We start from the raw sequence: 18,571 nt of genomic DNA, 5'->3' as shown, positions 1-18,571 counted from the left end.
TCACTCGTCCGACCGTCCCAACCAATCCCGCTTCTCAAGCCGATAATACTTGTACGCTTCACCGTCAATCTCAATCTTCCCAACACCTTCAAACCCACATTTCCGAATAACCCTGTTCGACGCCGCATTCCCGAGCAGCGCGACCGCATTCAATACCTGCACATTCGTATGCGCGAACAAATAGCCGATCATCCCTCGCGCAGCTTGAGTTGTATAACCCTTGCCCCGATGGTCCCGGGAGATGGCGTACATAACCTCGCGATTCTGCGGCGGCAGCTCGTCCTTGATCCCTGAGCAACACCAGCCGATCAGTTCCCCCGTCTCCCTCAGAATAATCGCCAATCGCAAACGAAGCTCCCCTACATCCCGACCGTCAGCGACCGCTTGAAAAAACTCAGCATTCTCCGGTAGCTCATAGTTCATGAACCAATCCGTCCGCTGCTCCAAGGATACGTTCCAGCCGGGCAAATACTCATAAATCTCAGGCTGCCACGTCAGCGAATGAAACGCTTCTAAGTCAGCCGCTTCAAACTCTCTTAAATACACGTCCTCACACTCAATCCGAATTCTGCACATCGTCAGTCGTCACACCTTCCCCATATCTCCCTATTAAGCTCTATCATAACGTTCAACCTCAGCCAGCGTCCGGTAGAAAATAACTATAATTTTGCCGCACCTATACAGCTGCCAAGTCGCAGACTATGATGTTAATTGCGCTCCCGAGGGACAAAACAAAAAACCGCCCCCAAGCCTCACCAGCCCGGGAACGGTCTCTCTCATACGTATTAAGCTTTTGGATCAAAAGAGCTCTTCAGCGACACGATGCGGTTGAATACAACCTTCGATTCGCTGGTATGCTTCGGATCGACGTTGAAGTAGCCGTGGCGGAAGAATTGGAACTTGTCCTGTCCTTGCGCTTCTTTCATGTTCGGCTCAACGAAGCCTTGCAGTACTTCGAGCGAGTTCGGATTGATGCGCTCCAGGAACTCTTTGTCCGCCTCTTCCGGGTTATCGATAAGCAGCGGCTCGAACAAACGGAACTCAGCCGGCACCGCTTGCGACGCTTCCACCCAGTGGATCGTGCCTTTTACTTTACGGCCCGTGAAGCCTGTGCCGCTCTTCGTCTCCGGATCGTACGTGCAGCGCAGCTCGACCACGTTGCCCGCTTCATCCTTGATCACTTCTTCACACTTAATGAAGTAAGCATGCTTCAGACGAACTTCGTTGCCCGGGAACAGACGGAAGTACTTGCTCGGCGGGTTCTCCATGAAGTCGTCCTGCTCGATATAGATCTCGCGCGAGAACGGGATCGAACGATTGCCCATCTCTTCGTTCTCGGAATTGTTCTCCGCTTCAAGCATCTCCACTTGGCCTTCCGGATAGTTGGTGATGACGACTTTCAGCGGTGCCAGTACTGCCATCGTACGAGGTGCCTTCAGCTTCAAGTCTTCACGAATGAAGAACTCCAGCATCCGCTCATCCACGACGCTATATGCACGAGCAACACCAATCTCGCGGCAGAACGCACGCAGCGATTCCGCTGTGAAGCCGCGGCGGCGAAGACCGCTGATCGTCGGCATGCGCGGATCGTCCCAGCTCTCGACAACGCCTTGGTCGACGAGCGCCTTCAGGTAACGTTTGCTCATAATGGTATTGGTTACGTTCAGGCGGGCAAATTCATACTGTCTTGGCTGCGAGGACATTTCGCACTCGTCGATGACCCAATCGTACAGCGGACGGTGATCCTCGAACTCCAGCGTACAGATCGAATGCGTCACGCCTTCGATCGCATCGCTGATCGGATGCGCGTAATCGTACATCGGGTAGATGCACCATGCGTCGCCCGTCCGGTGGTGATGCGCATGCGCAATCCGGTACAGCGCAGGGTCGCGCAGGTTGATATTCGGCGAAGCCATATCGATCTTCGCACGAAGAATGCGCTCGCCGTCCTTGAATTCGCCTGCACGCATGCGAGCGAACAGATCGAGGTTCTCCTCGATGCTGCGGTCGCGGTAAGGGCTATTTTGACCTGGAACCGTCAGCGTACCGCGCATCTCGCGCATTTGTTCCGCATTCAGGTCGCACACGAACGCCTTGCCTTTCTTAATAAGAAGGACAGCACGCTGATACAGCTCTTCGAAATAATCCGATGCGAAACGCAGATCATCCCACTCGAATCCAAGCCATTTGACGTCCTCTTGAATCGATTCCACATACTCCGTATCTTCCTTCACCGGGTTCGTATCGTCGAAACGCAGGTTCGTCTTGCCGCCGTACTCGTCCGCAAGCTCGAAGTTCAGGCAGATCGACTTGGCATGTCCGATGTGCAGGTAACCGTTCGGCTCGGGCGGAAATCTGGTAATAACCTCTTTCACTTTACCGGCTTTCAAATCGTCAGCCACGATATTTTTAATAAAGTTAGAGGATGATGTCTTGTTCTCCATTGCAATCAACACTCCTAGCAGAATCTTATCCTACTATCATACACAATTTTTATCGTGTTTATAAATAGGATTATTGACATTCGTTAAGCAAAATAAATATACTTAGGTTAGCTAACTAAATTAAATCAATAGGAGGAGGTACAAGTCATGTCCGAGCATGATGAACAACAAGAACGCGACTGCCACGCTCCCCATGAGTTGATGCGCGCTTTTCGCAGGTTACGGAACATCTCATGGAACAACCGTCGGCCAATCGAGAACTGCACGCCTGCCGAGACGATGACACTATTCTTCATTCGCAGGGCGACCCGCGAGCAGCCCGAAGGGCTGAAGGCTTCCGAGCTTAGCAGCCTTATGAATGTCGCTTCCCCGACGATGACCCAGACGCTCAATGTCCTAGCCGCAAGAGGGCTCGTCGACCGAGAGACCGACCCGAATGACCGCAGGGCTGTTCGAATCAAGCTGACGAGGGAAGGCACACGCCTAACCCAAATGGCTGAAGTGAAATTGCAACAGAAACTAGCCGGCCTCATCGCGCATCTTGGCGAGGAGCGTGCCAAGCTCCTGGTGGAGCTGATCGACGAAGCGACTGCGTACTTCGAGACTGAGAATCCCGAGAGTCCCGAGGATGACCAGTCGTGCTTCAATAAGCTGAGCCGGGACAGCGGGTAATTATCTACATTTACTACTAATTCCAAAGAAGGTGACTAATCGCTATGTTGAAATTGCTGCGTATGCTGCGGCCCTACTGGGTGCTCGTATTCTTCGTCCTTCTATTCGTTTTCCTGCAGTCGCTATCCGACCTGTATTTGCCGACATTGCTCTCTGACATCGTCGACAAAGGCGTCGTGCAAGGCGACAATCCGTACATCTGGAAGATCGGCGGCTTCATGCTGCTCATCGCGCTCGGCGGCGGTCTGTGCTCCATCGGCGCCAGCTTCTTGTCCGCCAAGTCGGCCGGCGGCTTCGGGCGCGATCTGCGCAGCCGCGTGTTCAGCCATGTAGAGAAATATTCGCTGCATGAGTTCGACCAGATCGGCACGGCTTCCCTCATTACACGGACAACGAACGATATTACACAAGTCCAGCAAGTCCTTATGATGATGATGCGGGTCATGGTCATGGCGCCGATGATGTGCTTCGGCGGTATCATTATGGCGCTGTACAAGGATGCAACACTCTCGCTTGTTATCATTGCCATCGTCCCTATTCTTGCTCTTATAATCTTTGCTATCGTCAGCCGCGGCGTTCCGCTGTTCAAGGTGATGCAGACGAAGATCGACAAGCTGAACCTCGTCCTCCGCGAAAATCTGACCGGTATCCGCGTCATCCGCTCCTTCAACCGGACGACGCACGAGCAAGCCCGCTTCAATGACGCGAACACCGATCTGACGAATACGTCGATCAAAGTAAATCGCATTATGGCATCGCTCATGCCGACGATGATGCTCGTACTGAACTTCGCGAGCCTTGCCATCGTTTGGTTCGGCGGCTTGCGCATCAACAGCGGCCATATGGAGGTCGGCGATTTGATGGCCTTCATCCAATATGCATGGCAGATCATGTTCGCGCTGATCTTCGCCTCCATGATGTTCGTCATGATTCCGCGCGCCTCCGCATCGGCGGCTCGTATTAATGAAGTGCTGAACATGGTGCCGGATATTAACGATCCAGCAGCATCGAAGGCTGTGTCCGCTGCTCGCGGCCAAATCGCGTTCAACAACGTTTCGTTCCATTATCCAGGCGCGGAGATCGCCGCACTCTCGAACATCTCCTTCCAAGCGAACCCGGGGGAAGTAACGGCCATCATCGGCGGTACCGGCTCAGGCAAATCGACGCTGATCAACCTGATTCCGCGTTTCTATGACGTGACGAGCGGCAGCATTACGATCGGCGGCGTCGATGTGCGCGAGCTGACGCAAGACAGGCTCCGCTCCATGATCGGCCTTGTGCCGCAGAAGGCGGTGCTGTTCACCGGCACAATCTCGGATAACATCCGCTTCGGCAAAGAAGACGCGAGCGACGAGGAAATCCGTCATGCGGCCGTCATTGCGCAAGCGTACGACTTCGTCTCCGAGATGAATGACGGCTTCAACTCGCCGATCGCGCAAGGCGGCACGAACGTCTCGGGCGGTCAGAAGCAGCGGCTCTCTATCGCCCGCGCGCTTGTCCGCAAGCCGGATATCTACTTGTTCGACGACAGCTTCTCGGCGCTCGACTTCAAGACCGACGCCAAGCTGCGCGAGGCACTGCGCGGCGAAACAACGAATGCAACGGTACTGATCGTCGCTCAGCGCGTCAGCACGGTTATGGATGCCGACCGGATCATCGTCCTCGACGACGGTCAAATCTCGGCGATTGGCACGCACAAGGACTTGCTGCAAACATCCACGGTTTATCGTGAAATCGTAACGTCACAGCTGTCAGAGGAGGAGATCGCATGAGTGAACAGCAAAGAGGTCCGGCAAGCGGCGGTCCCGGCGGTCAACGCCCAAGCGGTCCCGCCCCTGGCAACTTCGGGTTCGGCCCAGGTCGAGGCGGCCCCGGGATGATGGGCATGCCCGTCCAGAAAGCCAAGGACTTCAAAGGTACGTTGCGCAGACTGGCCGGTTACTTGCGTCCTTACCGTTTCTCCCTGCTTATCGTTCTGCTGACAGCCGTACTTAGCACTGTCTTCTCGATCATCGGTCCGAAGATCATGGGCAAGGCAACAACGAAGCTGTTTGAAGGTTTAATCGGCAAAATGAAGGGTACACCTGGCGCGGAGATCGATTTCCATTACATTTGGCAAATCCTTGCCCTGCTCGGCACTCTCTACATCATAAGCGCCATCTTCGGTTACATTCAGCAGTACGTCATGGCTGGCGTTGCGCAGAAAACCGTTTATGGCTTGCGCAAGGACGTCAACGAGAAGCTGGCGCGCCTGCCGCTGAAGTTCTTCGACTCACGTACGCACGGCGAAATTCTAAGCCGCGCCGTCAACGATGTCGATAACATCAGCGGTACGCTCCAGCAGAGCTTAACGCAGATCATTACTTCCGTCGTCACGCTCATCGGCGTTATCGTCATGATGCTGACGATCAGCCCGCTCATGACGCTCATCTCCATCGTGACGCTGCCGCTCAGCTTCGTCGCGATCAAGATGATCGCCAAGCGTTCGCAGCTTTATTTTAAAGGTCAGCAAAAAGCGCTTGGCCAACTGAACGGTCACGTTGAAGAAATGTACACAGGTCATAATATCGTCAAGGCATTCGGCCATGAACGCAAGTCTGTGGCGAAGTTCGACAGCGTGAATGAGGAGCTGTACGAATCCGGCTGGAGAGCGCAGTTCGTCTCCGGTATGATCATGCCGATCATGGGCTTCATCGGCAACATCGGCTACGTACTCGTGAGCGTGGCAGGGGGCATTCTCGTTCTGCACAAGACGATTACGATCGGCGACGTGCAAGCGTTCATCTCCTACTCGCGCCAATTCACGATGCCGATCACGCAAACGGCCCAAATCGCGAATATCCTTCAGTCGACCGTCGCTTCGGCAGAGCGGATCTTTGAATTGCTCGACGAGGAGGAAGAAGTGCCGGAAGCTGCGAACCCGATTGCGGTTGTAGCGAAGGAATCTGACGCAGCTGCGGGCAGAGCCATCAAGCCTCGCGGCGACGTCAGTTTCAACCATGTGCAATTCCGCTACAAGGAAGACGTCTCGCTCATCGAGGACATGGACATTCACGTCCGTTCCGGTCAGACGATTGCGATCGTAGGTCCGACAGGCGCCGGCAAAACGACGCTCATCAACCTGCTCATGCGGTTCTATGAGATCAATAACGGCAGCATCACGATCGATGGCGTCAATATTACGGATCTGAAGCGCGGCGATCTGCGGAATCTCTTCGGCATGGTGCTTCAGGATACTTGGCTGTTCAACGGCACGATCCGCGACAATATCGCCTACGGACGAACCGGTTCAACCGAAGAAGAAGTTGTGGCAGCTGCAAGAGCGGCCTACGCAGACCACTTCATCCGCACGCTGCCTGACGGATATGATACGGTGCTGAATGAAGAAGCATCGAACATCTCCCAGGGTCAAAAGCAATTGCTCACCATCGCCCGCGCCATTCTGGCGAATCCGGCGATCCTCATTCTCGACGAAGCGACGAGCAGCGTCGATACGCGGACGGAGATCCATATCCAGCGTGCGATGAATGAGCTGATGCAGGGCAGAACGAGCTTCGTTATCGCGCACCGCCTCTCGACGATTCGCGATGCCGACCTCATTCTGGTTATGAATCACGGCACGGTTATCGAGCAAGGCACGCACGAGCAGCTGCTCGCGGCAGGCGGCTTCTACGCCGACCTGTACGAGAGCCAGTTCAGCAGCCGCAAACGCCAGCCGGACGCGGTGCAGGGAGAGATCGCGACACCTCCGAGAAGCCATTAAAGTAGAAAAGCCACATTGCTATCCTTGAACGCGGAGCAATGTGGTTTTTTGGTTTGTTTGCTCACCGCGAACGAAAGCGAGAATGAGCTGAGAGTCGGAATACACGACTCTCACGCGCGAAAATGCAACGAAGCCGAGCTGAGAGTCGGGAAATCCGACTCTCGAGGTGTGAAGCGGCGGTGAAGGGCGGGTTTCCCCTGATCCTGTTTTTTTGCAAACGCAGCCTCTCTGGGCATCCATGCTTGCTCTAACGGTTGTCACAGCGGCTATTTCCTGCAAATGGGCTCATTTTGAGCAGAAAATCACCAAATAGGCGCGCTGACAACCGTTAGAAAATAGAGATGTCCGTATGGTGCCATTTAGGCGCTGTGACAACCGTTAGGGGAGAGCGGCAATATCCGCCTTCCAAGTCGGCGTTACCGGCTATGACGTCTACAACGGCTCGACTCTTGCCGGCTCGACGCCCGGCACTTCGTTCACGGTGAGCGGGCTGAGCGCAAGCACAGCGTACACGTTCACGGTCAAAGCGAAGGATGCCGCAGGCAATGTCTCGGCAGCAAGCAGCGCAGTTAACATGACGACTGACACTGCCGGAAGCGGTGGCTCAGGCGGCTCTGGCAGCGTAGTATGGGAGTACTGGACCAGCATCTCCGGCACAGCGGTCAGCAGCATTCCGACTGGCACGACACCGACCGGAACAGCGACACTAACGAGCCTTGAAGGTCCGACCAACTACGGGGACAACTATGGCGACCGCATTCGCGGCTACATTACGCCAACAACAAGCGGCGCGTATACGTTCTACATCGCGAGCGACGATGCATCGCAGCTGTGGCTGAGCACAAACAACAGCCCGTCGAACAAAACGATGATCGCCTCCGTCTACGAATGCACCGGCGTTCGCGAATGGAACAAGAACGCGTCGCAGCAGTCCGTATCGATTACGTTAACCGCAGGCGTGCCGTATTATTTTGAGGTACTGCACAAAGACGGCGGAGGCGGCGACAACCTCGCTGTCGGCTGGACCGGACCTGGCATCTCGACGATTACGGTAATCGGGGCAAGCAACATCTCGCAGTACTAATACGATTGGCTTGACAGGCTTCAGCTCTCGCGGTGCGGGGGCTGGAGTCTTTTGCGGTTCTATCAAAATTAGGGAAAATATGCTAGAATCGTGCTAAACAGCGATACCCAATCGTATATTTAAGCGTCTACGGGAGACGTTCAGAAAGTTGCATAGCGAATACATAGATGGATGAAGAGTCGCTTAAACTGGCGGCTCTTTTATATTTCGCTCGTCTGACGGTCCTCCGGCGGTTAAAATCTGGAAGCCCATGGTATACTTAAAACTGGCAATGGTCCCTACAAAATCTCATTCGGAGGCTGCCCTACCATGGTGACTACAATTCTGGTTTCCGCACTGCTTATTATTGTCGTGCTGCCCATCATCATTTTCTTCGGTTACATGTACTCCCTCTCCAGGAAAGCGAAGCACTCCATTCTGCGCTCGCACCCTTTTCTCGGTTGGATTCGCTATCTGCTTGAGAAGCTTGGCCCTGAGTTCCGTCAATACTGGTTCGACAGCGATACCGAAGGAAAGCCCTTCTCCCGTGCGGACTTTGTAGGTCTCGTCTACGCGGCAAAATACCGCACCGACCTCATATCCTTCGGCGGCCGGCGCGACTATGAGAAGCCAGGCTTCTACCTCTCCAATACGATGTTCCCGAAGCTGACGAGCGAGCTGAAGGTCGATAACGACGAGCTCGTACAAGGAAAGCGGTATGTCATCACCAACGAGACCCTGTTCACCCGGCAGGAGAAATTCATCGAGGAGAACGTCAAGCGCTGGCTGCTCCATGATGACGACGTCATTATCGTTGGTCCCAACCGTAAACAGCCGTGGCGGCTAAAAGGATTGTTCGGCGCTTCGGCGACCTCCTTCGGCGCGGTCGGCGAGCATTATATTCAGTCCACGGGCAGCGGCGCTCGCATGGCGGGCGGCTCCTGGATCAATACGGGCGAAGGCGGCGTCGCGGACGTGCATCTCGCTACCGGCGTCGACGTCGTCTCGCAGATCGGCCCTGGCCTGTTCGGCTTCCGCGATGACACGGGCAAGTTCTCGATCGAGGAGTTCAAGCGCAAAGCTGCCGTGCCGAATATCAAAGCGTTCGAGCTCAAATTCCATCAAGGTGCCAAAATCCGCGGCGGCCATCTGGAAGGCTCCAAGGTGACGGAGAGAGTTGCTGCGGCGCGTCTCGTTCCGGTCGGCAAGACGGTCAACTCGCCCAACCGGTTCGAGTTTCTGACGAACGCGGAGGAAGCCATCCGCTTCATCGGCTCGCTGCAAGAGGCCGGCGGCAAGCCGGTCGGCATCAAGATCGTCGTCGGCGATCCGAAGCGGCTCGAGCCCTTGTTCGAAGCGATGCAGCTGCTTGACACGTACCCCGATTTCATTACGGTGGACGGCTCGGAAGGCGGCTCCGGCGCGACGTTCAAAGCGATGGCCGACGGCATGGGGCTGCCGCTCTACGCAGCGCTCGTCATCCTCGACGATACGGCGCGCAAGTTCGGCGTGCGCGACCGCATCCGCATCTTCGCCTCAGGCAAGCTCGTGACGCCGGATAAAGTGGCAATCGCCCTCGCGCTTGGCGCGGACTGCGTCAATTCCGCGCGCGGCTTCATGATGGCGAACGGCTGCATCATGGCGCTGCAGTGCCATACCGGCAAATGTCCGACAGGCATTACGACGACGGACTCCAAGTACCAGGCTGCGCTCGCTCCTGAGGAGAAGCAGTGGCGGGTAATGAACTATATTTTGCAGCTGCGGGAAGGGTTGTTCTCTCTCGCTGCCGCTTGCGGACTGGATAGTCCGCGCGGCTTCAGGCGGGAGCATGTCGTGTTCACCAACGAGAGCGGACAGACGGTGAGCATGATCGACCTGTTCCCTTATCCTGAGGCGAAATAATTATTTTAAATTCAAGATATTTCTGTTGACAACGATATGGCACTCCGGCTACACTTACTTTAGATAGTAAAGCTTATTATTAAAAGTAAGTAAACCTTGGGAGGTTTCATTTCATGTCCGTATCCAAATGGGTCGTTGATGCAACACACAGCTCGGTAGACTTCACGATTCGTCATATGATGATCGCAAAAGTAAAAGGTACATTCCACAATTTCAGCGCTGAAATCGAAGCAAATCCGGAAGATCTGACAAGCGCGAGCATTGCATTCACTGTTGAGCTGAGCAGCATCGACACACGCAACGCCGACCGCGACAACCACCTGCGCACGGGCGATTTCTTCAACACAGAAGAGCACCCGAACCTGACGTTCAAAGCAACGAAGATCGTTCGCACAGGCGACGGCGAATACGATGTAACAGGCGACCTGAGCCTGCACGGCGTAACGCGTCCGGAAACCTTCGAAGTGACTTACGAAGGCAGCGGCAAAGACCCATGGGGTAACGAGAAAGCCGGCTTCAGCGCAAAAGGCGCAATCAAACGCAGCGAGTACGGCCTGACATACAACGCAGCGCTTGAAACAGGCGGCGTGCTGATCGGCGACGAAGTAAAAATTTCGATCGAGCTCGAAGCAGGCAAGCAAGCTTAAGTTGCTGCTGTTCGAATCCATGATATGACCGTGAACGAGGCTCTCCAGCGATGGAGGGCCTCTTCTCGTTTCGGTTGCGGCGGGCACTCGGATTCAAACCGACAAACTGCTCGATCGGTTTTGCTATGTGGGATATATCCACTCATTTCACCCGAAAACCGCCGTTTTACTTGGCTATGTTGGATTTTTCCACTCATTTTCGGCGAAAAGAGCTTAAAAAGCTCATTTCGAGCAGAAATGAGTGGATTTATCCATTATAGGTTGCAATTTCGAAGATTTAAGTCATTCTACAGTGGATAAATCCAATATAGAAACTGCGAGGCAGCCTAGATGCCGTGCCAATTGGACAACCCGCCGAATGGAATGTTGCCCACCCCGGTCCCATACAATGGATGAGGAGCTTCATTAGGCCGCCCTATCCTATAGCAGAAACGGTGGGATCTGCAAACAATGATCGACACGATTGTGTTATTTCCGCACTGTGCATGGGAGGCGTTTCCTTACCAGACGATACTGGAAACCGCAGGACGCGAACGGTCCGTCTATGTGGTCACGACACCAGCCGGGCTGTCCGGCGCCCCCTCCTCTCTGCTTCCGATCACGCTGGATGAGCTGCACACGCTGCCTTGGCCGCAAACCGCGGCGATCGTTACGCATCCGTGCTGGATCTATGAAATTGCCGGCCGTGCACCGGCCGCGCTTATCGCGCTCCTCCCCGAGTCCCAGGAATTCGGGGACGACGCTTATTTGCGCTGTCGCGACGCGTTGTGCGCCGCGGCGACACTTATCGTGGCGAGCTCGGAACCGCTCTACCTCGAGCAGTGGTTCCGGCGCAGCCGCGTCTTTATCCGCGACGGGCTCGACCTCGCCTCCGACGCGATTGCCGATGCCGCTGCCGTCGATGCGATCAGCGGCAAGCCGATCGATTCGCTGGCGAAGCTGCAGCTGCAGCGGAGGCAGGATTTTCGCGAGGAGCAGCTGAAGACGCTGCGGCCCTCTGCGATGCAATCCTTTTTCCAAGCCGTGTATCTTTACTTGCTGGGCAAGCATGAGCAGGCGGAGCATTGGGCGAAGCTAGCCTTCGAGCAGGCGGTGTTCGCTAGCGAGGACACGGCTGTCACGACATACTTCCGCTTCCTCTCGGTCATTCGGCTGCAGCTCGGAAAGCCCTGCGATGCTATCGCCACCTATGGAATTACTGCGGTGTCGGACGCGGAGCGTGAGGCTTACGCGACAATGGCCGCTTTGCAGGAAGAGGGGAAGGATGCCCTTGCCGCGGCGCTGCTGCTGCGGATGAACGAGGATTATCAGCGTGCGGCGGAGTCGCTCGCAGCGCTTCAGGAGGACGATGACCGCGGGCTTGTCCGCTCCCTGCTCTATGATGTGTACTCGGCTTGCAGCAAGCCGGACGCCGCGTTGAACCTTCTTGGCGAAACCCGGAGAACTGTCGCCGATCACACGAAGCTGAAGCTGCTCGAAGGCACGGCGCTCGCGCTGCAGGGCAAGCGGCATGAAGCCGTTCACGCCATCCTGCAGGCGGCGATGCACGGCGCCGATCCGCTGAAATCCATTGCGGAGCTGGCTGCCGTCGACGGGCAGGCGCAGCGGCTGGCGGAGGGGGATTACGCATGAATAGACCTTTGCGCAAGAGGACCGGGAACAAGCTGACGGCCATGATGCAGGTGCGCAATGAAGCGGACCGCTACTTGGAAGCCGCGCTCGCCGATCTGTCCACGTTTGTCGATGAAATCGTCATCGTCGATGATGCCAGCAGTGACGCAACCCCGGAAATTTGCCGCTCCTTCGATAAGGTAAAGCGGCTTGTCGAGCTTCGAGAGCCGCTGTTCGGGCAGGAAGCGAGGCTTCGGTACCTGCTCTGGGCGGCTGCCATTCAGACTGAGCCCGACTGGCTGCTGGCGATCGATGCGGATGAATTTTTCGAACAGAAAGCGAAGACGCAGCTCAGGCAGCTCATTGATCAAGATCGATACGATTGGGTCGGCTTCCGCATGTACGACTTCTGGGGATCGCTCGCCTACTACCGGGATGATTCGCTGTGGCAGCTGCATAAGCGCCATACGATGATGCTTGTGCGCTACATGCCGCAGTACTCGTATTTCTATCCGGCCTGGGATCACCATGTGCCGCGTCTGCCGCTCTCCTGCGCTGCTTTGCAAGGGATCGGCTCTGAGCTGCGAGTGAAACACTACGGCTGGGCCGGCGATGAAGCGTCGCGCCGCGCCAAATATGATCGCTATATGAAGCTCGATCCGCAAGGGCAGTGGGGCAGCTTGGCCCAGTATGCCTCCATCCTTGATCCACAGCCGAACCTTGTACGCTGGCAGGAGGACGAGGAGGTGAAGCCGCAGACATGAGGACCGTGACGATTCTGACGCACAGCTATTTGAACGGATATGCGGAGGGCGAAGCGTACTCGAGGCCTTTTGGCGGGGGGCTTGAGCGATACATCTATGACCTGTGCGGCGTCATTCAGAGCCGCGGCTGGAGAGCGGTCGTGCATCAGCTGTCGTACTTCAACAGCTTCGAAACGACCTATCTCGGCGTGTTCGTTCGCGGATATAAGTACGAGTTGAATGATATCGCCGGGGCTTTCGAGCGGATGGCCGCCGATGCCGAGGGGCTTGTCATCTACGGCAGCTGCCTGTGGCATCCGATCCGCTACCGTGCAGGCAGTATCGGAATTTGCCATGGCGTCAACTGGGATTGGCATGACATGAGCGAGTCCATAAAAGCCGACGTTGCCGTCATGATTCAAGGTGCGGTGAGCGGGCTCGATCGGATCGTGAGCGTTGATTCGCATTTTCAGACGTACTGCCGTGCTTGCTGCTCCTATGACGATGCCGAACGGCTCGTGCTGCTGCCGAATGCGGTGGATACAGTTTGGTTTAAGCCATTGGAGGGACAGGGTCAAGGACCGGGACAGGAAGAATCCGAAGTGCAGGATGATGGATCGGGTGAGCAAGCCCCAGCGCTCCGCCTGTTATACCCCCGCAGGCTAAGCTACGAACGGGGCATCGTGCCGATGATGCTCATAACGGACCGCCTGCTGCGGGAGCTTCCAACGCTGACCGTTGAGTTTGCCGGGGAGCTGGTTGCGGGGACGCCGGTTGCGGTCGCTTTTCAAACCTGGCTAGTCAGCCATCCGCATCGTGATCGAATCGTACACCGCACTTATGCTTTCAACGCGGTTCGCGATGCTTATCAAGCGGCGGATGTCGCCGTCATTCCAACCGTCTATTCAGAGGGCACGTCCCTCTCCTGCCTCGAGGCGATGAGCTGCGGTGTCGCAGTCGTTGCCACTAATGTCGGCGGGCTGAACGACCTGATCATTGACGGTTATAACGGGCTTCGAGTCCCACCGACGGAAGAAGCGCTGTACCGCGCTGTGAAGCAGCTGCTGGTTGATGAATCCGCTCGCCGGGAGCTAGCGATGCATGCGCGCGGGACCGCTGCCGCCTTCGATCTGGCCAAGTGGCAGCGCCGTTGGGGCGAGCTGCTGGAGGATCAGCTCGGGCGAGTTGGGATGTGACTGGCCATATTGTTTGGTGATACTAGACCCGAATAAAAAAACTACGACTGACCTTTCGCGAACTAGAAGTACCGTCCGTCTGGTCAGTCGTAGAATTAATCGTAGAGCATGCAACACTGCCTGTCTCGCACAGAACCTGCAGCGCTTTCATATCCATCGCTATTGCTCCACGCCACCTCGCCGCTTCCGGGAATATCTGGACAAGCGGTTCCGTCCGTTCCGCTTCGCCTTATACAGCGCGTAATCAGCTAACATAATCCAATCTTCAATGGTGACATCCTGCACCCATTGCGCGACGCCTGCAGAGAACGTGATGGAGTAGTCAGCCGTTGCCTCCCGCAGAACCGGATTCTCCCGCACCTTGCTCATAATCGAGTCAATCACTTGCTCGGCCTCAGACTCCGTCGTATTCGGCATGATGACCATGAATTCCTCGCCGCCCCACCTCGCGACGATATCCGCCTGACGGAAGCTTGCCTTCAGCAAGCTGCTGAAGCTTTGCAGCAGCGAATCACCGGTCGAGTGCCCGTAATTGTCGTTAATCGCTTTGAAATGATCAATATCAATTAGAACAAGCGTAATATTGCCCAAGCGGTTCTGCGCACGGTTGACCTCGATCTGGACTTGCCTATCGAAATACCGACGGTTATACAGACCCGTTAACGGATCTTGAAACGCCATCGACTCATATGCCCGGCTCTTCGCAATGCTTCTGTAAATCCGCGCGCTCAGCTCCTCATATTGAAAGGGCTTCGTCAAGTAATCATCCGCACCTGCTTGCAGGCAGTTAATCTTATCCTGTACATCGCCGTTGCCGGACAGCACGATGATCGGTATCCATTCCAAGCCGAACTCTCGCTTGATTGATGTAAGAAGTCCATGTCGGCTCCGAGGCTCCGGCTCCAGGTCCAGCATCAGCTCAAGCGTAACAAGCTGAAAATCATAACGTTGCAGCAGGGTAAGCGCCGTCTCCCTATCGGAGGCACAATGCACCTCATACCCTTCCAGCGTTAGACGATCGGCCAGATAGCGGCGCAGCACGGCATCTTCCTCGACGACCAGAATGCGCCCGCCATTAGAAGCGCGATAGTCGGACAAGTCCCCCGTGCTCTGCTGCTTGCCCCAGTCAAACGTATCCGCGCAGCCTTCCGCTTCCAGCCACAGATGCTCCAGCAAATAACGCGAGCCTTCAAGGCTTTGGCGATAGCGCTGGTAGAGGACGCCTTCTCCGAAGGCGGCATAATCCCGCCCCGTCCATTCCCACCATTCCGCGATTCTGGCCGCAATCGCGCCAACCCGTGCCAGACCCAGTATCGGCGCGCTTCCCTTGATCATATGTACGATATGATAGAACTTTCTAAGCTGCTCCAGCTCCGCCTCTTCCGCTGCTTGCTCCATCAGTAAACGCAGCGTTTCAACTTGATTCCGCAGCTGATCGATATACTGCCGTCTGCTATTCTCGAAGAGGGCGCCGCTTACTTCCTCCCACTCCCTGTCGTTCGTCTGCCTCATACAGTAAACCTCTTTCCTATGAATACCGTATATCTCTAAAAATCGTATATTTATTCGCTTTGCTCCGAAAATCGGATGTTCAGCAGCCGCTCTACTTTCTCCCGATAACGGACTGCTTTTCGCGCGCCAGTAATGAGCTCTCCCAGACGATTCTCCGGAATATCATACAGCTGGCAGAAAGCGCGTTGATCGAGCTTCATCTCGACCAGCTTCCTCTTAATTTCCCACCCGAACGCGGTAATCGGCCTTTTGCGCACCAGACAAATCGCCATCCCTTAGACCATAGGACTATAGTAGTCGTAGCCAGAATTGTGTCTTGAATGATATTATTCACTTGGGAGTCTACCGCTATATTATTGTATCTTTAATGATACATGTCAACAGAAAAAGTGTCCTATAATTAACAGTTATCTTCTTGATATTACCAATAATTATTCGTTTTCCTTGCTTGTAGCTTTTAGTACACTAAAGAGAGGGGTGACTATATCGTGTCGGATCTGAGAAAAGGTTTAGGTGAAAGAATAAAGGAAGTCCGTACCAAACGAGGTATGACGCTGGAAGAGCTAGGTTTCCAAAGCGGCATGACGAAAAGCGCTCTTAGCAAAGTGGAGAAAGGCCGTGTCTCAATCTCTTCGGAAAATTTGTATGCCATTAGCCTGGTATTCAATACTTCAGTTGATTGGCTCATGACCGGTGAAGAAAGGCCGACGCCTCGGAACGATCACAAGGAGTCGGCCTCTTTTTTTTGCATAAAGCGGGAAGTAGTTTCCCAATTCGACCATTTGCTGGAGGCGCTCGACGAGCAGGATCTTGCTTTCATCGGCAGGTACATCGAGCTCGCCTCCTTCAACAAGCAGCACAAGACCGCCAAAGAATCGGATCAGCCAAAATCAGACTAAAACTCAGTGGCTCCATTGCCTAATTATCATTAGGCGGTGGGGCCGTTTCTTTGAGCGGATGAGCGGATCAAAAGGAGAGAAAGAGCAATAGTGCATTAACAACCGAGAACAGAGAGTTAAGAAAGAGCAACAGCAACAAGCAAGAGAGTAAGAGCAGCTACCTTGGCGGGAGCACCGCCGTGCCGAGAATGAGCGGCAGCGCGGTTTCGCTGTGCAGGGCCGGCAGGTTTGCGCCGGCTATGCTTGCCGCATTCGCCGCGGCACGCGCCTGCGCGGCGAATGCGGCGGCGAGCCCGGCAGCCGCAGCCCGCTGCTGCCACGGGCGCGCTGCCTTGTCGGCGGCTGCGGCGGCGAAGTCATCCGCCGCCGCGCGCCAGCTGCCGCCCGCGGCCGAGGTCCATCCGGCCGCGAGGCGGTGGTTTGCGGCGGCGCGAAGCCGCCCGCGCAGCGCCGCAGGCAAGTCGCGCTGCAGCGCCGCGAGCAGCAGCGGCGGCGCCCACGGCGCATGGTCGGCGTGCAGGCGCAGCCACGCCGGCCATGCGCCGAGCCGCAGCAGCGCGCGTGCCATCGCGCTGTCCATCATCTTGCTGTCCGCCGTCGCTTCCGTTGGTACAGCCGCCGCTAGAGCTCCCGCATCAACTGCCGCTATATATAGGTTCGCCAGCTCCGCAGCTCCACCGCCTTCTCGAGCGCACAGCTTCCACAGCCTCATGGCTCCAACAAAGTCCCCACGCTGAGCCTGCCATATCCCTTGGACAAGGACGCTCGGCTCCACACCTGCCTCCGAGAAGACTGCCGACCACAGCCGCTCGGCTTCCTCCGGCAGACGCAAATCACACAGCATGTCGGCGAATGCTTTGCCGGTGCAAAGTGCCGCTACGGCTGCCCGGTCACCATACGACCGCATCGCAAATGCCGCCCGTGTCCACCAAACACGCAGCTTCGGCTCCAGACTCCCGAGCAGAAGCAGTCGCTGCCAAGCCGGCACATAATTCGGCCGCTCCCGAATGGCCGAAGTGTATGCCTCCGCTGCTTCCTCGAACTGATACTTCCGCTCAAGAGCTGCTCCTGCCAAACAGAACGAGCGGTACGTCCCCGCTCCCGCCACCGTGGAATAATACGCCGGCGCGCGTCCCGCCGAAACTGCCGCCCAAGCACTATCCAATGCGCCGCCCGCGTCGTCCAGATCCAGCATGACCTCCGCCCTGGCATCATGCATATCCGCAAAATCCCCGTACCTTCGCACGCCTACCTCCGCATAACGAGCGGCATCTGCCAGGCGGCCGACGGCTCGGCACGCATGGATGATTTTGAGCAGCACATCCGAACTATAACCGTCGGCGGCGTCCTTCTGCTCCGATGCAAGCGGCTCCAGCCATTCCAACGCCTCGGTATACCGGCCAGCCGCGAACAGCTCCGTTCCCGCCGCGTACCGAAGCACAGGATCGTGAGGATTCCGTGCTAACGCCAGCTCCAACAATCGCTGATTGCGCACGAACTTGTCGCGTTCCGCCACCACTTCATCCCGATAGCCCTCATGCCAAATTGAAATCCCCGCTGCCGCTGCCATAGTCGCAGTAGCAGTCGCATCAGCGAATCCTACCGCCCCATCTCCGCCATGTTCCGCGATACTCGTTGCGACTTCCTCGTGAATGACGCCGCGAAACCGAATCCGTTCGTCATTCCGAAACAACCGGCACACCGCGTCGGTCACAACCGCGCCGTCCTCTCCGCCAACCCAACTACTCAGCGCGACAAAATATCCCCAGCTCGCCTCATCTGCAAGCAGGTCCGCCCACGCCTCGACTGAATGCACCTCCAGCCGTTCATCGGCATCGAGCACAAGAATCCACGGCTGCCGGGCCGCCGCCAGCGAAGCATTTCGCGCAGCTGCAAAATCATCCGCCCACGCAAAGGACATTACCTGTGCGCCGAGCCGCTCGCCGATTGCTATCGTATCGTCCGTCGAGCCGGTGTCGACGACAATCATCTCCGCCACATACGGGGCGGCAGTGCGTAGGCAATCCGCCAGAAACCGGCTCTCATTGCGCACAATCATACAGAGCGACACCGGCAGTCGCCCCTCTGTATCCTCCCGCTCATAAGCTCCGATGACCAT

At 56.1% G+C, this 18,571-nt stretch carries 16 protein-coding genes; 10 read left to right on the top strand and 6 right to left on the bottom strand.

Annotation, left to right across the window (positions count from 1 at the left end):
- The gene (locus A8990_RS06165) at positions 1-576 is read right to left on the bottom strand and encodes a GNAT family N-acetyltransferase (RefSeq protein WP_116188141.1); all 576 of its coding nucleotides are present in this window, start codon (positions 574-576) and stop codon (positions 1-3) included.
- A 209-nt stretch (positions 577-785) separates the two neighbouring features.
- The gene (locus A8990_RS06160) at positions 786-2,444 is read right to left on the bottom strand and encodes a glutamine--tRNA ligase/YqeY domain fusion protein (protein WP_116188140.1); all 1,659 of its coding nucleotides are present in this window, start codon (positions 2,442-2,444) and stop codon (positions 786-788) included.
- A 147-nt stretch (positions 2,445-2,591) separates the two neighbouring features.
- On the opposite strand from A8990_RS06160, the gene A8990_RS06155 reads away from it, so the two are divergent.
- From A8990_RS06155 to A8990_RS06145, 3 genes are read left to right on the top strand one after another with little or no spacing between them, the layout of a single operon-like run.
- The gene (locus A8990_RS06155) at positions 2,592-3,116 is read left to right on the top strand and encodes a MarR family winged helix-turn-helix transcriptional regulator (protein ID WP_116188139.1); all 525 of its coding nucleotides are present in this window, start codon (positions 2,592-2,594) and stop codon (positions 3,114-3,116) included.
- 44 nt (positions 3,117-3,160) lie between these two features.
- The gene (locus A8990_RS06150; protein ID WP_116188138.1) at positions 3,161-4,888 is read left to right on the top strand and encodes an ABC transporter ATP-binding protein; all 1,728 of its coding nucleotides are present in this window, start codon (positions 3,161-3,163) and stop codon (positions 4,886-4,888) included.
- The gene (locus tag A8990_RS06145; RefSeq protein WP_116188137.1) at positions 4,885-6,879 is read left to right on the top strand and encodes an ABC transporter ATP-binding protein; all 1,995 of its coding nucleotides are present in this window, start codon (positions 4,885-4,887) and stop codon (positions 6,877-6,879) included. Before A8990_RS06150 ends, A8990_RS06145 begins: the two co-directional genes overlap by 4 nt.
- A 432-nt stretch (positions 6,880-7,311) precedes the next feature.
- Here A8990_RS06145 and A8990_RS32460 read toward each other — a convergent pair whose 3' ends face one another.
- Positions 7,312-7,455 (bottom strand): hypothetical protein, encoded by a 144-nt coding sequence (locus tag A8990_RS32460; protein WP_281272487.1) that lies wholly within the window; start codon positions 7,453-7,455, stop codon positions 7,312-7,314.
- On the opposite strand from A8990_RS32460, the gene A8990_RS31420 reads away from it, so the two are divergent.
- The 6 genes from A8990_RS31420 to A8990_RS06115 all read left to right on the top strand — a co-directional run bounded on the left by A8990_RS31420 (position 7,454) and on the right by A8990_RS06115 (position 14,041).
- Positions 7,454-7,963 (top strand): PA14 domain-containing protein, encoded by a 510-nt coding sequence (locus A8990_RS31420; protein ID WP_181909428.1) that lies wholly within the window; start codon positions 7,454-7,456, stop codon positions 7,961-7,963. The two genes, A8990_RS32460 and A8990_RS31420, sit on opposite strands and share 2 nt — an antisense overlap.
- Before the next feature lie 309 nt (positions 7,964-8,272).
- The gene (locus A8990_RS06135) at positions 8,273-9,844 is read left to right on the top strand and encodes an FMN-binding glutamate synthase family protein (protein ID WP_116188135.1); all 1,572 of its coding nucleotides are present in this window, start codon (positions 8,273-8,275) and stop codon (positions 9,842-9,844) included.
- Between the two features lie 113 nt (positions 9,845-9,957).
- Positions 9,958-10,491, top strand: coding sequence for a YceI family protein (locus A8990_RS06130; protein ID WP_116188134.1), 534 nt, complete (start codon positions 9,958-9,960; stop codon positions 10,489-10,491).
- 450 nt (positions 10,492-10,941) lie between these two features.
- On the top strand, positions 10,942-12,123 hold the full coding sequence (locus tag A8990_RS06125; RefSeq protein ID WP_116188133.1) for a hypothetical protein: 1,182 nt from the start codon (positions 10,942-10,944) through the stop codon (positions 12,121-12,123).
- Positions 12,120-12,866: a glycosyltransferase gene (locus tag A8990_RS06120; RefSeq protein WP_116188132.1), complete on the top strand. Its 747-nt coding sequence runs from the start codon at positions 12,120-12,122 to the stop codon at positions 12,864-12,866. Before A8990_RS06125 ends, A8990_RS06120 begins: the two co-directional genes overlap by 4 nt.
- A complete protein-coding gene (locus A8990_RS06115) occupies positions 12,863-14,041 on the top strand; it encodes a glycosyltransferase family 4 protein (RefSeq protein ID WP_116188131.1) in 1,179 nt (392 codons plus the stop codon). The genes A8990_RS06120 and A8990_RS06115 overlap by 4 nt, the downstream gene beginning before the upstream one ends.
- Positions 14,042-14,200: 159 nt before the next feature.
- Here the strand turns inward: A8990_RS06115 and A8990_RS06110 are convergent, their stop codons facing one another.
- Both A8990_RS06110 and A8990_RS06105 read right to left on the bottom strand, forming a co-directional pair.
- Positions 14,201-15,553 carry a GGDEF domain-containing response regulator gene (locus A8990_RS06110; protein ID WP_116188130.1) on the bottom strand — a complete coding sequence of 451 codons (1,353 nt, stop codon included), beginning with the start codon at positions 15,551-15,553 and terminating at the stop codon, positions 14,201-14,203.
- 50 nt (positions 15,554-15,603) lie between these two features.
- The gene (locus A8990_RS06105) at positions 15,604-15,753 is read right to left on the bottom strand and encodes a hypothetical protein (RefSeq protein ID WP_342772799.1); all 150 of its coding nucleotides are present in this window, start codon (positions 15,751-15,753) and stop codon (positions 15,604-15,606) included.
- A 288-nt stretch (positions 15,754-16,041) separates the two neighbouring features.
- On the opposite strand from A8990_RS06105, the gene A8990_RS06100 reads away from it, so the two are divergent.
- A complete protein-coding gene (locus A8990_RS06100; RefSeq protein WP_147306781.1) occupies positions 16,042-16,452 on the top strand; it encodes a helix-turn-helix domain-containing protein in 411 nt (136 codons plus the stop codon).
- A gap of 157 nt (positions 16,453-16,609) precedes the next feature.
- Here A8990_RS06100 and A8990_RS06095 read toward each other — a convergent pair whose 3' ends face one another.
- Entirely contained in the window at positions 16,610-18,571 is a 1,962-nt protein-coding gene (locus A8990_RS06095) for a glycosyltransferase (protein ID WP_181909427.1), read from the bottom strand.

Origin of the sequence: Paenibacillus taihuensis (genome assembly GCF_003386535.1) — a bacterium.
In the GTDB taxonomy this organism is placed as follows: domain Bacteria; phylum Bacillota; class Bacilli; order Paenibacillales; family Paenibacillaceae; genus Paenibacillus_Z; species Paenibacillus_Z taihuensis.
Note: the sequence above shows the minus strand (reverse complement) of the source record. Positions and strands in the feature narration are given on the sequence as shown.